Here is a 15,479-nt window from a genome sequence, read left to right on the forward strand (position 1 = left end):
CTTAATCCTGAAAATTAATTTGACAAATTTAGTAAACAAAAAAGCTATCGCAGAAATTGCAGATAGCTTTTAAATCGTTTAAGACTATATTCGTGATGGGATCACCTAGGTTAAAATCCCCCCATATTTTGCATAATACTAAATGTGAAGTTTTGTTTCCAAGTACTGCTCGGTAATCCAGGGATAGGGTCAAATGCGTGTCCATAATCTATTCCCAACATACCAAAGATCGGTAAGAAGATACGGGCACCTACACCGGCTGAACGGCGTACCTTAAATGGATTGTATTCAGTGAATTTGTTCCAAGTGTTACCTGCTTCGGCAAATGCCAATACGTATACGGTTGCTTGATCATTTAACATGACAGGGTGACGTAATTCCATTTGATACTTCGTATAGATTGGGCTACCGGAGTTTCGTGCTACGTTTACATTTTGAGTACCCTCTGGAATAATTACACCATTTGCATAACCGCGCATAGCGATAATCTCTGAACCTTGAAGGTAATCAAATCCCTGCATACCATCACCTCCCAGTTTGAAACGTTCAAACGTTGAAATTTCAGTTTTGTTGGAATATTTGCCCAAGAAACCAAACTGTGCCTGTGCTTTGAAAACTAATTTTCCTACAATTTTTGCATACCATTGCGAATCGAATTTCCATTTGTGGTATTCAGTCCAGCGGTAACGATCTTGCGGTGTACCGTTTTTATAGTCAACGTTATTGAACAATGAATAAGGCGGTGTCAATTGTACCGAGAACTTGATGTTCGAACCTGATGTAGGGTAGATTGGAGCATCGATCGAGTTACGGCTAAATTCTTGTGTCAAGTTGATATTATATGCAGTACCGTTGTCGAACAAGAAGTAATTGCCATAATTTTGAAGCTTATACCGTTGGAAAGACAATGAAGTATTGGCTTGGAACCAGTTGTCTGGCCATTGCAAGCGCTTACCTAAAGTCGCGGTTATACCCGTCATCCAAATCCGGTTAAGCTCCGAATCTTTTACAATTTGCTCACCTGTATAATAGTTAAATCCTCCATAAGATGAACTTGAGGTATAGGCACTCAAACCAAAATAGATCGGTTTTTTTCCACCTAACCAGGGTTCAGAGAATGAGAAGCTATACGATTGGTAACGTTTACCAGAAGTCTGACCACGTACACTTAATTTTTGACCATCACCACGAGGTAGAGGCTTCCATGAACTTTTATCAAAGAAGTTACTTGTAGAGAAGTTATTGAAAGTTAATCCAAGCGTACCGATGATCTGTCCAGCTCCATAACCTCCCGAAAGCTCCACTTGATCAGAGGGTTTCTCTGTCACATTGTAAACAATATCTACCGTTCCTTCTGCATAATTTAAGTTGGTCGGAACAGGGTTTGTTTTTTGTTCGTCAAAATTTCCTAATTGAGCAATTTCGCGAACACTTCGCATAATTTGTTCTTTTGAGAATTTTTGTCCTGGTTTGGTATAAATGGAACGTAACACAACCCGATCATTAGTAACATCGTTACCTTTCACAATAACGTTGTTAATTGTATATTGTGCACCTTCGTATACACGTAAATTTAAATCAATGGTATCATTATATACACGTGTCTGCTCAGGATCTACAGAGAATGTTAGGTAACCATCGTTCATATAGATAGATGAAATATCATCTGCATTGCGACCTCCACCCAATAATTTAGTATTTAGTTTCTCTTCCGAGAACACATCCCCACGTTTGATTCCTAAAATCTTATTTAATAAGGTGTCCGAATACTTTGCATTTCCTGTCCATACAATATTACCAACGTAATATTTAGGGCCTTCATAAATATCAAAATTTACCAACACATTTTTCTCACCATCTCGGATGATAGTATCTTTTAAGATTTCCGCATCGCGATAACCTTTGGCCGCTAGTTTTTTGATTAGGTTCTCTTTACCTTCTTTATATTTCTCTTCCTTGAATTTACCTGGACCAAAGATGCGGTACCACATTTTTTGTTTGATTGGTTTGGCCATTTTCCGCAGCTCTTTTTGTGAAAAATGCTCGTTGCCCGTAAAGGTCATCTTTTTTACCCTTACCTTATGTTTTTTATCCACATCAGCAATCAGGATTTCGTTGTTGGCCTGTGCCGAATCCTTGACTGTTTTAAGTTTAATCTCCGGATATAAATATGCTTTTTCTTTCAAAAAGCGTTGGATTGTTGCTCGTGTGGTGTTCATCAAATTCTCATTGACGATTTTACCGGTATTGCTATTTAAACGTTTACGGACTTCTTCAGTTTGGCTCTTGCTTAGTCCATTAATATCAATACGGGTCAAACGAGGACGTTCTACTACGCGGATGGTCAAAAAGATGTTTTCGCCTTCAATTTTGTCTGCCCATAATTCGACATCATCGAAGAGGCCTTGAGCCATCATATCTTTTACTACTTTTGCAGTCGCTTCACTTGGCACTTCCAAATATTGACCTACCGACAATTTAGATATGGTAATTAATACGTTTTTATCCAAAAATTGTGTTCCGGTTACATCAACAGCACTAATTACATAGTTTTTAGGGTTGAGATAACTGATTTTTTCGGGGTCATTTAAGTTGAACGCACCTTTTTCTTGTCCGTAGACAAGTTGCATTGATGAGAGACCAAAAAATAGTATTACGGGTAGTATACGCTTCATTTATCTTGAATTATTGGCGCTAAAGTACACCAATCAGTTGTTAATTTTTGTTAATTAAGAAAATTTAACCAGCTTGCTTTTTATTCAAATCAGTTGACAAATTTAATAAAATCATTTATAACTGCTCACTTGTTTTTCCAAACCTTCTTTCTCTTTGTTGATATTCTACAATTGATTTAAATAAATCTTCCTTCGTAAACTCTGGCCACATCTTATCTAAGAAGCATAGTTCGGAATAAGCGATTTGCCAAAGAAGAAAATTGCTTATTCGAAGTTCTCCGCTGGTTCGGATCAATAAATCCGGATCTGGTAGATCTCGGGTATAGAGATTAGCGGAAAAGACATCATCGTTGATATCTTCAATAGCTATTTCACCTGCATTTACTTTTTTAACCAAATTTCGGGTGGCCTCCACAATTTCCTGACGTGAACTATAGCTCAGGGCAAGGGTTAATGTACAATGTGTATTGTCTTTGGTGGCGTCAATAGTTTCCTGAAGTTTTTTTTGTGCATTTGTTGGGAGTTTGCTGATATCTCCGATTGCATTTAATCTAACACCATTTTCCTGAAATGTCTTGATTTCTTTTTTTAAGGAGGAGACCAAAAGTTCCATCAATGCGATTACTTCTAGTTTTGGCCGATTCCAGTTTTCCGCCGAGAATGCGTAGAGTGTTAGAAATTTGATGTTGGCCTGAACACAGCCCTCTAATGCCTCTCTCACTGCTTTCACACCATTTTGGTGTCCGAATACACGGAGTTTACCTTTTTGTTTTGCCCAACGGCCATTACCATCCATGATAATGGCAATATGCTGGGGTAATTTAATTTTATCAATTTGATCTAAAAAGCTCATTGTTGCTATTTTCAATAAATTAACACTTTTAGCCTAGTTACAGCCTATTTGAGTGTTAAAAACCAGATTACTGATTTCTATATATTATCTTCAAGCGAATGTTTGACCTTGAAAGGTTGATTCGTTTGATTATTTTGAAACTTCCTCATGGATACCTTTTGTATCGTTACTGTCTCTATTTGTTCCAAATATCGATTTTTAATTGGAAATTCAGAAGTACAATATGATAAAGATTAATAGTTTCTGACGTCAATACCCCAAAGCAGCTTCTCTCTGAGGGTACTGAAAAAACTTTCTTGCGGAAGACGAATTAGGTTGATCGCAAACGGTGCTTGCTTGATTGTCAATTTAACGGACGTATCTATAGACGTGTTTTTTGAGTCACAGCTAAGTATATATTGATCACTTCGGCTTTCAATTTCAAGTTCAAGAGTGAACTGATTTGAGATAACTATGGGCCTCACATTCAAGTTGTGGGGCGAAATTGGTGTAATGACAAAATTTCCGCTTTCGGGCATAATGATTGGTCCTCCGCAGCTCAATGAGTAAGCCGTAGATCCAGTAGGGGTGGCAATAATCAATCCATCAGCCCAATAGGAATTGAGAAGCTCACCATTGATTTGCGCATTGACGGTAATCATGGCCGAGCTATCATATCTAAATACCGTAATATCATTAAGGGCATAATGGTTCCCTTCGAATAAATTGATCTGTTCGGACTCCACTGATAGTAGAACACGCTTTTGGATATCGTAACGGTGATTTAGTATGTCTTCTATTGCATATTCAAAATCATTTTTGTTGATAGAGGCCAAAAAGCCCAATCGCCCAAAATTAATACCCGCAATGGGAATGCCGGAGTCTTTGATGAGCGAAACCGCAGAAAGCATTGTTCCATCTCCGCCCAAGCTGAGCATGACATCAATATTGTCTTTAATTTCCTCATACGTATGATAGGTGAGGAAATTAAATCCACATTCAAACTGCGTTGTCAAGAACTTATAAAAAGGGTCATAAACCCAAATGTCGACTTTTTTGCCAACGAGATATTTAAATAAGTGCTTCACATGTGCTATAACGGAGGGTTGAAACTCTCGTCCATATATCGCAATTCTCATATTTTTTTGAATTTATGGGGCAAAGATGAGAAAAAAACTATTCTTAATTCATTAAATATTGATGTAATTCATAAGCTGCTGATAGCGTTCGGCTGTGTCATCAAATGCGGCAACGGTATTATGTGTTTCCATGACGATATAATTATGCCTTAGGAATGAATTGAGCAATGAATTAATATTGGTTTTATCTACTTTTAAAGTGACTTCAATCGAGTCGCTTTCAAGATTTATTTTCGTTGCACAATTAAGAATTCTACAATTGTCACTCTCGACTAAATGTGCGATTTGGGAGAGCGAAAAGTCATGTAGTCCAATGGACAATACAATAATGGCTCCAGATTCGTTTTGAGATTGAATTAAAGCGATGGCTTTTAATATATCCAATAGTGTAGAAACGCCAATATATTTGTTATCTTGATCCAAGATAGGAACCAATGAACTATTGTATACGGTAGTCATTACCAGCGCATCATAAGGGTGTTGGTTAAATTTAAGCTGTATCGGAGCTGTATTAATCTTAATGGTGGAAATAGGAGCTTGTTCATCGTCGGCATCCAATAAATTGGATTCATTGACGAATCCAATATATTCATCGCCATTTAAAACCACCAATTCTTTGCAAAGCATGTCTTGTAGTTTTTCCAATGCCAGCTGTATTGAATCAGTCTTTTGAATGCTGAAATCTGCGTTTGAAAGAAATTGTCCTATTAACATACTCAAACTTAATAAAAAAAATGATGTAAAAGGGAAATTTTTGTAGATGAGCTGTCTAAAATGGGGAAAGACTTTTTTAGTTTGACAGATAAAATAAAAGTAAGTAATCACATTATTGCAAATAAGTACAATTTTAATGTTTAAAATTGTACTTTTATTAGTATTCTGTTAGTATTTTTGTCAGCAATTTGATATATGCTTACAAAGGGTAGGTAGGGATTTTTTAGTCAGAAAAATAAGATTGATGATTACGAGTGAGAATAAAAAATTTATTGATATACGCGAAGTTATCTACAAAAAAAATGCGACGCTAGCGAAATGGATTCCATCCTTCCTGCTAAATTATTTGAAGAGAATTATTCACGAGGATGAAATCAATGATATTATGACACGCTTTGCTGATTTGCAAGGATTGGATTTTGTGGATGCACTCATCAATGATTTGGGGGTAAAGGTCAACCTATATGGTGCGGAAAATATTCCGGTGTCTGATCCTGTAATTTTTGCTTCCAACCATCCTTTGGGGGGATTGGACGGCATTGCGTTTATGCATGCCATTGGTAAGCACCGTCGAGATGTGAAATTTTTGGTTAATGATATCTTGTTAAATATCGGTAATTTAAGACCTTTATTTGTGGGGGTGAATAAATTGGGAAGTCAGGGGAAACAGGCTATTTCTGCAATTGAGGAAGCGTATGGGGCAGATGATGCACTGCTTGTATTTCCGGCAGGATTGGTTTCAAGAAAGCAAAATAATGGACGTATCGAAGATCTAGAATGGAAAAAAAGTTTTATTAGCAAAGCGAAAAAATATAAAAAAGATATCATTCCGGTACTGATTGACGGCAAAAACTCTAAGTTTTTTTATAATTTTGCAAGGCTTAGACAAAAAATAGGTCTCAAGGTAAACATTGAAATGTTATATTTACCCGATGAAATGTTTGCCCAACGCGGGCACACCGTTAACATTATAGTAGGAAAGAGAATCCCTTATACAGCGTTTGATCAATCAAAAAACGAAAAGACTTGGGCTGAAGAAGTGAAAAGAAGGGTTTATGGATTAGCTCAAGAAAAATAGAATTTATGCAAGAAATTATACCTCCAGTTGATAGAGAACTATTGAAAGCCGAATTGAATAAAGAAGTTTTCTTACGCTATACCAACAATGGAAATAACGAGATATACTTAATCAATTATCATAACTCGCCAAATGTTATGCGTGAAATTGGTCGGTTACGAGAGTTGACATTCCGTAGCGCAGGAGGAGGTACAGGACTTTCAATTGATATTGACGAGAATGATACATGTGAGGATTGTTATGATCAATTGATCGCGTGGAATCCCGAAGATGAAGAAGTTGTTGCGGGCTATCGGGTCATTAAATGTGCTAATGCTGGGGAATCAAAGGGTATTCCTAATTTATCTACAGCTCATTATTTCCAATTTTCTGACCAGTTTGCTAAAGATTATTTACCCTTTACAATTGAGCTGGGGCGATCGTTCGTTCAGCCTCGATATCAGCCGGCAATTGATAATAGAAAAGGTATTTTTTCACTCGATAATTTATGGGATGGTTTGGGAGCTTTGGTCATGCTTAACCCCGAAATTAAATACCTTTTTGGAAAAGTAACGATGTATCCACATTACAATAAGGATGCACGAGATATGTTGCTTTACTTCATGGACTACTACTTCCCTGATCACGATAACTTGGTTGTTCCGCTTCCTGATCTCGAAATTAAAAATGATTACGACCGTTTTGTGGGCATTTTTGATGGATTGGATTATAAGGAAGGATATAAAATATTAAATAGTCATGTCAGAGCGTTAGGGGAAAATATTCCACCTTTGATCAATACTTACATGAACTTGTCTCCGACGATGAAGTCTTTTGGTACTGCGCGAAATGATGAGTTTGGTACAGTTGAAGAAAAAGGTATTTTGATTGTTATTGACGATGTTTATCCTGTAAAAAAAGAACGTCACATGAATACTTTTGAACGGGATCGCGAATATGGTCATCGAAAACCAAAGCGGGCGTAAAATAATAAAGGGATTCAACTTTTGAATCCCTTTATTATTTTATTAGGGTGTAGAGAATGAATGCTAAGATTGCTCCTGTAATGGGGCCAATAATCGGTACCCAAGCGTATGACCAATCCGAACTTCCTTTCCCTTTAATTGGCCAGAGTGCATGGAATAGGCGTGGACCCAAATCCCGGGCAGGATTAATTGCGTAACCTGTAGTGCCTCCTAATGATAATCCAATAGCCCAAACTAAAAAAGCGACTGGTATAGCACCCAAGGAGCCCATTCCAATAGGTTCAGTCTTTCCGTCGATGGTCACATCTTGTCCTGTAATAAAAAAGATTACAAAAATTAGGACGAAAGTTCCAATGATTTCACTAGCCAGATTTGTAAACCTATTACGAATATTTGGGATGGTAGCGAAAACGCCCAGTTTTGTGGTAGGATCAGCTGTGGCATCGAAGTGATTTTTATGGATGATATAGGTCAACAATGCGCCGCAGAATCCCCCTGCGATTTGAGCGAGAATATAACCGGGGACTTCTATCCAGGGTAGTGTATTATTGAGTGCCATGGCTATTGTCACTGCTGGATTTAAGTGAGCGCCTGTATAAGGTCCGGCAAATACGACGCCAATATATACGGCTAAGGCCCATCCTGTGGTAATGACAATCCAGCCGCTATTTTCCCCTTTTGTTCCTTTTAAGATTACATTTGCAACGACACCATTTCCAAGAAGTAGGAGGAGTGTTGTTCCTATAAATTCTGCTAAATAATGGTTCATAAGTATTGGTTAGTTTTCTGTCCAGAATTGCAATGCTTTAACGCCTTTCGCCCATTGCTTAATAATTTGTTGGGTTTGTTCTTCCTGTTCTTTTTCTGGTTCAAAAAGACGGTCTTGTGCCCAAAATTTTGAAAGTTCTTCTTCATCTTTCCAAAAACCAACGGCCAATCCAGCGAGGTAAGCTGCTCCTAAAGCTGTTGTTTCAGTGATTTTGGGTCTAATGACATTGCTATTCAGTACATTGGCTTGGATCTGCATGAGAAGGTTATTGGCCGTTGCTCCACCATCTACACGAAGCTCCTTGATTGGTATGCCGCTGTCAGCCTCCATGGCCTTTAGTACATCCCTAGTTTGGAGCGAAATGGCTTCGAGCGAAGCCCTAGCGATGTGTCCGTTGTTTGTTGCTCGTGTCAGGCCAAAGATAGTGCCTTGAGCTCTAGCGTTCCAATAGGGGGCACCTAGACCCGCAAAAGTTGGAATAAAGGTTATCCCACCGTTATCTTTTTCGGAAAGTGCCAATTGTTCGATATCTGCTGATTTATAGATAATATTTAGATTATCCCTTAACCATTGAACCAATGCACCGCCAATAAATATACTTCCTTCCAATGCATACTCTGTTTTTCCATTGATTTTCCAGGCTACGGTAGTCAATAGATTGTTTTTGGACATAATTGGTTTACTACCTATATTCATTAACATAAAACATCCTGTGCCATAGGTATTCTTTACCATGCCTTTCTCTATGCATTGCTGACCAAAAAGGGCGGCTTGCTGATCTCCCGCAATTCCGGCTATCTTGACTTTATGCGCAAAGATAGTTGTTCTCGATTCACCATATATTTCGCTGCTTTCTTTCACTTGAGGTAGCATTGCCGCAGGGATGTCAAATAATTCAAGAAGTTCTGTATCCCAATCCATGGTATGGATATTGAATAGAAGTGTGCGTGAAGCATTGGTAACATCCGTTATGTGAACATCGCCGCGTGTAAGATTCCATATGAGCCAGGTGTCAATTGTACCACAGATTAGCTCACCATTTTGAGCTTTTTCTCTTGCTCCATCTACATGGTCAAGAATCCATTTTAATTTTGTTGCCGAAAAATAAGGGTCGAGGATGAGGCCGGTTTTTTTCTGGATCATTTCATGTTTGCCAGATTGGCGAAGTTGATCACAATAATCAGCTGTGCGTTTATCTTGCCATACGATGGCATTATAAATCGGTCTGCCGCTTTCCTTTTCCCATACAACAATAGTTTCCCGCTGATTGGTAATTCCGATGGCGGCGATATTTTTTCCGTTTAATCCAGCTTTTGTTGTCGCTTCTGCTGTAACACCTGCTTGAGTAGACCAAATTTCATGTGGGTCATGTTCTACCCATCCTGGTTTTGGGAATATTTGCGTGAATTCTTTTTGCGCAATTGAAACAATATTTCTGTCCTTATCAAAAATAATAGCTCTGGAGCTCGTTGTGCCCTGATCCATTGCTAAGATGTATTGTTGTTCCATAATTGATTACTGCTGGTTATTTTGTATTAGTTTAAGATATAATTTTTTGCAACTTTTTCGAAATTTTCGATCTGATTTTTTTGCCAATTCTCGTCTTTGCCTAATTCAAGCGCGAGTATCCTCGCGACTTCAGGAGCAGCTAAAATTGCGGCCCTGGCGTCGAGGAATAGGATGCGTACACGACGCGAAAGTACGTCTTCTATCGTTTGCGCTAATTCGTTGCGCACGGCCCAAACCACCTCGGCCTTCTTAAATTCTAAGTGCTCCACTAGTTTTTCATTCCAAATAGGATTTTCTTGTGCAAGAGCGTGTATGGCTTCTTGGTCGGAACCGTAGATGTACATATGATTACTCCGGTCGCTTGTAGGAATGGCGCTATAAATTTTTTGTGTCGCTGAATTGCTTTCCTTTTTAGGTAAACAGCCAATTTTAATTGCTTTATCCACTGTGTCCTGACCCATTCTACGAAAGGTTGTCCATTTTCCTCCGGTTAACGTCAGTAAGTTTGAATCGCTGACAATAACTTTGTGACTTCGGGAAATTTCTTTGGTCTTGTTGGAATTTCCAGTTGGAGCTGCCAAGGGGCGAAGACCGGCAAATACCGCAAGTGCATCTTGACGGGTAGGTTGCTTGGTAAGATAGCGTCCTGCAGTTTTTAAAATGAATTCGATTTCTTGTTCAAGTGCTACTGGTTCAAGGCTATGTTCGTCGATCGGAGTATCTGTAGTTCCTGCTATAACACGATTGTGCCACGGGACAAGAAAAAGAACCCGGCCATCATCTGTTTTCGGTATCATGATTGCGTCATCGCCCGGAAGAAAGGACTTGTCAAAAACAAGATGTACGCCTTGACTTGGTCTCACCATTTGTTTCGCTTCGGGCTTATCCATTTTTAGGATATCATCAACAAAGATTCCGGTTGCATTGATAACCACCTTTCCTTGGATCGTAAATACTTCCCCGGTATCAGTGTCTTGTGCTATAACGCCATTAACTTTGCCATTGCTACTTTTGGTGAGATTAGTTACTCGTATATAGTTAAGTGCTACGCCCCCCATTTGGATACAGGTTTGTGCAACATTTACAGCTAGTCTGGAGTCATCAAATTGGCCATCTTGATAAACAACGCCGCCATAGAGTCCCTTTGTTCTTACAGTACTAATCCGCCGTTGTGTTTCCTCCTTATTAATATGCATAGATTTCCCTAAACTCAATTTTCCAGCTAAGAAATCGTATATTTTCATGCCGATGGTATAAAAAGGCCCATCAAACCAACTGTAATTTGGGATTATGAAAGATTGATTTTTTACCAGATGTGGAGCGTTTTGCTGCAATAAGCCTCTTTCATGCAATGCTTCCCTGACGAGGGAAATGTCTCCCTGTGCAAGATAGCGTACTCCTCCATGGACAAGTTTCGTCGCTTTACTTGAGGTACCTTTTGCAAAATCAACTTGTTCCAATAGGATGGTTTTGAATCCTCTGCTCAATGCATCGAGTGCAACCCCTAAGCCACTAGCTCCGCCTCCTATGACAATAACATCCCATTCGCCTGTGTCTTTTATTCTTTCTATTAATTTTGACCGTTTGAATTCTCCTTGTTTCATTTTGTTTCGTTTTTGGTCTTAAAGTAAGATTTTTTTTGTATGAGTGCTTGTAGCAGATCAATACTAAGTTATAGTATATTTGTGATATTTTAAAGGATTTTTGTTAAAAATATTTCAAAAATTTAAGTTTTCTTTTATTTCTTTTTGTTTTGTTATTTATGTTTTTAATGTTTTCAAATGCTTCCTGTTACTGGCTTTAGTGAAAAAATAAAAGTAATATAATGGCCGTATTATCATCGCCCTCTTATTACGTCGTGTTTTTTAAGGACGATATAATGTTTAACCATTATGATAGGCTTATGTTTTGGTTTAGAGGAATGATTTTGTAATTTTAGATCATTAATAATTTGTTGAATAATGAAAAGGATTAAAATATTGTTTTGGGGGATAGGTATATGTTTGGGTAGTCAATTCGTCTATTCAACTGCTTTTGCTCAAGAAGCTTCGAAAATTCAGGAACAACTTTCTAAACCTTACCGTCCAGAAGCTGATGCACAAAGAGATATTGACAGCTTACTACAGCTGGCCAAGAAGGAAAAAAAGAATATCATTGTTCAAGCTGGAGGGAATTGGTGCGTATGGTGCTTACGATTTAATGACTACATTCATAAGAATGCCCGTATTGATGATTTGCTAAAGCGGCGTTTTCTGTATTACCATTTAAATTATTCGAAAGAAAACAAGAATGAGGCGGTTTTTCAAAAATATGCGCCGGAGGGAAATAAATTAGGTTACCCATTTTTTATTGTATTGGATAAAAATGGAAAGACGCTTCATGTACAGGAGAGCGGTAGCTTGGAAAAAGAGAAAGGCTACGATGAGGAAAAGGTTCTGAAGTTTTTCAATGCTTGGGTAGCGAAATAAAAAAATCCTGTCAACTGACAGGATTTTTTTATAATTTTTTAGTTATTGGTAGCCCAATAACTTCATTACCTGTTTGGAGTTTTGTTCCTCTCCAAATACTTCATAATTAAATGTTTCATCTCTGTTTCGACGTACCAATACATGTTTTGGTGAAGGGAGTAGGCAATGATGAATTCCTCCGTAGCCGCTCAGAACGTCTTGATAAGCTCCAGTGTGGAAGAATCCTAAATATTGCACTTTACGTGTTTTTGGCATAAAAACAGAGTTCATGTGTGCTTCCTGATTGTAGTAATCCTGACCATCACAGGTGATTCCACCTAAGTTTACCCGTTCATATTCCGAATCCCAATTGTTGATTGGTAATAAAATGTATTTTTGGTTTAAAGCCCAAACATCTGGTAAATTGGTGATGAAAGACCCGTCAATCATAAACCAACGTTCGCGATCATTTTGTTGCTTACGTCCCAAAACTTTATAAAGGATTCCCGATGCTTCAGCGACTGTATATTTACCAAATTCAGTAATGATATCTGGTTCCATGACTTCATGGTGCGCACAGATCTGTTTGATCCTGTTGACAATTTCATTGACCATATACTCATAATCAAAATCATGTACCAATGAATCTTTAAAAGGCATGCCGCCACCGATATCCAAAGTATCTAAATCAGGATTTATTTTTTTGAATTTACAATAGAGCGTGACGTATTTCTCCAACTCATTCCAGTAATACGGTGTGTCTGATATACCCGAATTAATGAAAAAATGAAGTAGCTTAACCTTAAAATTTGGGTTGTCAACAATCTTATTATTGTAAAAGTCGATGACGTCTTCTTGGCGAATGCCCAATCTGGAGGTGTAAAATTGAGAATCTGGTTGCTCTTCTGAAGCGACCCGGATCCCTAAGGCACATGGTTCATCTAATTCAATCTCATCATCATAGAGATTGAATTCCTCCTTATTATCCAAGACAGGAATAATGTTTGTATAACCATCGTGGATCATATCAACAATATACTGCTTATACTGATAGGTTTTGAATCCATTACAGATGACTGTAATGTCTTTTGTTACGGTGCCTTGTCTTTCCAGTGAATCGATCATCGGCATGTCAAAGGCAGATGAAGTTTCAAGGTGGATATCATTTTTCAAGGCTTCTTCTACGATATGCTTGAAATGGGAAGATTTGGTACAATAACAGTATTTGTAAGATCCGCGATAGTTGTGTTTCAGAATAGCGGTCTGAAAAAGGATTTTCGCTTGTTGAATTTTTTTGCTGACGATAGGCAAATAGGTAAAACGTAACGGCGTACCGTACGTTTCTATCATTTCCATTAAATTCAAATCGTGGAAATACAATTCGTCGTCGATGATTTCGAATCCGTCTTGCGGAAAACCAACACTTAAGTCAAGAAATTCCTGATAGCTCTGCATTTTTTATTATTTTTGCAAAGATATACTTTAATGGTGAATACCTAAATAAGGAATGTGATTTATTTCCAGTTCACTATCAGGAAGTTGTAAAATTTACAAAATCATTAAATGGGAAATTCTATTCAAAAGCGACTTGTTGAAGTCACTGTGCAGGCTGTTAAAACGCTTTACAATGCAGATATTTTAGAACATCAAATAGCTTTACAAGCAACCCGAAAGGAGTTTGAAGGGCAGATTACAATCGTGACTTTTCCGGTAACCCGCTTTTCGAAATTATCTCCTGAACAGACGGGGACAGCGATCGGTGCCTATCTACAGCAGCATATTGCTGAAATCTCTGACTTCAATGTGATAAAGGGTTTTTTGAATATTGTACTTTCCGATGACTATTGGGTTGCTTTATTGAATGATACGATTGTTGCCAAAGATTTTGGTATCTTTCCAGCTAATGGAAAGAAGTTGATGGTTGAATATTCTTCGCCAAATACGAATAAACCTTTACATTTGGGGCATATCCGGAATAATCTATTAGGGTATTCTGTTGCTGAAATTCTCAAAGCCTATGGTTATGAAGTGATCAAAGCCAATTTGGTGAACGATCGTGGTATCCATATTTGTAAGTCCATGTTGGCCTGGCAGAAATTTGGTGCGGGAGAGACGCCTGAATCCACAAGCATGAAAGGTGATCACCTTGTCGGTAAGTATTATGTCGTTTTTGACAAGGAGTATAAAAAAGAAATAGAGGTGTTGAAAGCTGAGGGGCAATCTGAAGATGAGGCAAAAAAGAATGCACCGCTGATGAAAGAAGCTCAGTCTATGCTTCAAAAGTGGGAGGCAGGCGACGAAGAGGTAATCTCACTTTGGAAAACCATGAATAGCTGGGTATATGCCGGCTTTGAAAAGACATATAAACAGCTGGGAGTAGATTTCGATAAGTATTATTACGAATCGAATACCTATCTGTTAGGCAAAGATATTATTCAGGAGGGACTGGAAAAAGGCGTGTTTTTTAAAAAAGACGATAACTCGGTTTGGATTGATTTGACGGATGAGGGATTAGACCAAAAGCTAGTTCTCCGTGGTGATGGCACTTCTGTATATATTACACAAGATTTAGGTACTGCACAGCTGAAATATGATGAGTTCAAAATGAGTGAATCTATTTATGTTGTTGGCAACGAACAAGATTACCATTTCAAAGTATTGTTTTTAATCTTAAAAAAACTGGGTAAGTCTTGGGCTGATGGTTTATTTCACTTGTCTTATGGTATGGTTGACCTACCTTCTGGCAAAATGAAATCACGGGAAGGAACGGTCGTGGATGCTGATGATTTAATGGCCGAAATGCTCAAAACAGCACAAGAGCGTACGGAAGAGCTCGGAAAGACCGAAGGTTTGGAAGAAAATGCCAAAGCAGCACTGTATAATACCATAGGGATGGGTGCTTTGAAATACTTTTTATTAAAGGTAGATCCGAAGAAACGTTTGTTGTTTGATCCCAATGAATCGGTAGATTTTCAGGGGCATACAGGACCTTTCATCCAATATACACATGCGCGTATTAAATCGGTTTTGAGTAAGGCAGAATTTGATGCGGATAGCCCGGTATCAGTACTTCCATCAATTTCATCTTATGAGCGTGATTTGATTCAGCAGTTGGGTGCTTTTCCCGAAACTATTGAAGCATCTGCACAGGAATTTAGCCCAGCTCAATTGGCAAATTACATTTATGAAGTTGCTAAATTGTATAATAAATTTTATCACGAGGAGACTATATTGAAAGCCGAAGCCAATGATGTAAAGAATTTCAGATTACATCTGTCCGCTGCAGCAGCGAAAGTTATCGCCAAAGGAATGGGGTTGTTGGGTATATGTGTGCCGGAAAGAATGTAACGA

General features: G+C 38.2%; 12 protein-coding genes. 4 read left to right on the forward strand and 8 right to left on the reverse strand.

Annotated features, from left to right (window positions below; all coding sequences use genetic code 11):
* Positions 1-110 precede the first annotated feature (110 nt).
* From bamA to B4A24_RS18415, 4 genes are all read right to left on the reverse strand, one after another.
* Positions 111-2,675 carry an outer membrane protein assembly factor BamA gene (bamA, locus tag B4A24_RS18400; RefSeq protein WP_293946474.1) on the reverse strand — a complete coding sequence of 855 codons (2,565 nt, stop codon included), beginning with the start codon at positions 2,673-2,675 and terminating at the stop codon, positions 111-113.
* 115 nt (positions 2,676-2,790) lie between these two features.
* Positions 2,791-3,528 carry an isoprenyl transferase gene (locus tag B4A24_RS18405; RefSeq protein ID WP_293946475.1) on the reverse strand — a complete coding sequence of 246 codons (738 nt, stop codon included), beginning with the start codon at positions 3,526-3,528 and terminating at the stop codon, positions 2,791-2,793.
* 233 nt (positions 3,529-3,761) lie between these two features.
* Positions 3,762-4,646, reverse strand: coding sequence for an NAD kinase (locus tag B4A24_RS18410; RefSeq protein WP_293946476.1), 885 nt, complete (start codon positions 4,644-4,646; stop codon positions 3,762-3,764).
* Between the two features lie 51 nt (positions 4,647-4,697).
* Positions 4,698-5,360, reverse strand: a complete 663-nt coding sequence (locus B4A24_RS18415; protein WP_293946477.1) for a CBS domain-containing protein — start codon at positions 5,358-5,360, stop codon at positions 4,698-4,700.
* A 244-nt stretch (positions 5,361-5,604) separates the two neighbouring features.
* On the opposite strand from B4A24_RS18415, the gene B4A24_RS18420 reads away from it, so the two are divergent.
* Together B4A24_RS18420 and B4A24_RS18425 are read left to right on the forward strand one after the other, a co-directional pair.
* Complete coding sequence (locus B4A24_RS18420; RefSeq protein ID WP_293946478.1) at positions 5,605-6,438, forward strand: 1-acyl-sn-glycerol-3-phosphate acyltransferase; 834 nt, start codon at positions 5,605-5,607, stop codon at positions 6,436-6,438.
* 5 nt (positions 6,439-6,443) lie between these two features.
* The gene (locus B4A24_RS18425) at positions 6,444-7,403 is read left to right on the forward strand and encodes a GNAT family N-acetyltransferase (protein ID WP_293946479.1); all 960 of its coding nucleotides are present in this window, start codon (positions 6,444-6,446) and stop codon (positions 7,401-7,403) included.
* A 34-nt stretch (positions 7,404-7,437) separates the two neighbouring features.
* Here the strand turns inward: B4A24_RS18425 and B4A24_RS18430 are convergent, their stop codons facing one another.
* Genes B4A24_RS18430 through B4A24_RS18440 form a run of 3 tightly spaced genes read right to left on the reverse strand, consistent with a single transcriptional unit; the run spans position 7,438 to position 11,285 of the window.
* Positions 7,438-8,172, reverse strand: a complete 735-nt coding sequence (locus B4A24_RS18430) for an MIP/aquaporin family protein (protein ID WP_172395045.1) — start codon at positions 8,170-8,172, stop codon at positions 7,438-7,440.
* Between the two features lie 9 nt (positions 8,173-8,181).
* Complete coding sequence (gene glpK / locus B4A24_RS18435) at positions 8,182-9,681, reverse strand: glycerol kinase GlpK (RefSeq protein WP_293946480.1); 1,500 nt, start codon at positions 9,679-9,681, stop codon at positions 8,182-8,184.
* A gap of 26 nt (positions 9,682-9,707) precedes the next feature.
* A complete protein-coding gene (locus B4A24_RS18440) occupies positions 9,708-11,285 on the reverse strand; it encodes a glycerol-3-phosphate dehydrogenase/oxidase (protein WP_293946481.1) in 1,578 nt (525 codons plus the stop codon).
* Between the two features lie 357 nt (positions 11,286-11,642).
* Here B4A24_RS18440 and B4A24_RS18445 point away from each other — a divergent pair, with 357 nt between their 5' ends.
* Positions 11,643-12,149 (forward strand): thioredoxin family protein, encoded by a 507-nt coding sequence (locus tag B4A24_RS18445; protein WP_293946482.1) that lies wholly within the window; start codon positions 11,643-11,645, stop codon positions 12,147-12,149.
* A gap of 42 nt (positions 12,150-12,191) precedes the next feature.
* Here B4A24_RS18445 and B4A24_RS18450 read toward each other — a convergent pair whose 3' ends face one another.
* Positions 12,192-13,583: an arginine decarboxylase gene (locus tag B4A24_RS18450; RefSeq protein WP_104380843.1), complete on the reverse strand. Its 1,392-nt coding sequence runs from the start codon at positions 13,581-13,583 to the stop codon at positions 12,192-12,194.
* A 108-nt stretch (positions 13,584-13,691) separates the two neighbouring features.
* Between B4A24_RS18450 and argS the strand changes: the two genes are divergently transcribed.
* The gene (argS, locus tag B4A24_RS18455; RefSeq protein ID WP_293946483.1) at positions 13,692-15,476 is read left to right on the forward strand and encodes an arginine--tRNA ligase; all 1,785 of its coding nucleotides are present in this window, start codon (positions 13,692-13,694) and stop codon (positions 15,474-15,476) included.
* The last annotated feature ends 3 nt before the right edge of the window (positions 15,477-15,479 follow it).

The sequence above is a fragment of the Sphingobacterium sp. UBA7249 genome, from assembly GCF_002472835.1.
Lineage (GTDB): Bacteria > Bacteroidota > Bacteroidia > Sphingobacteriales > Sphingobacteriaceae > Sphingobacterium > Sphingobacterium prati.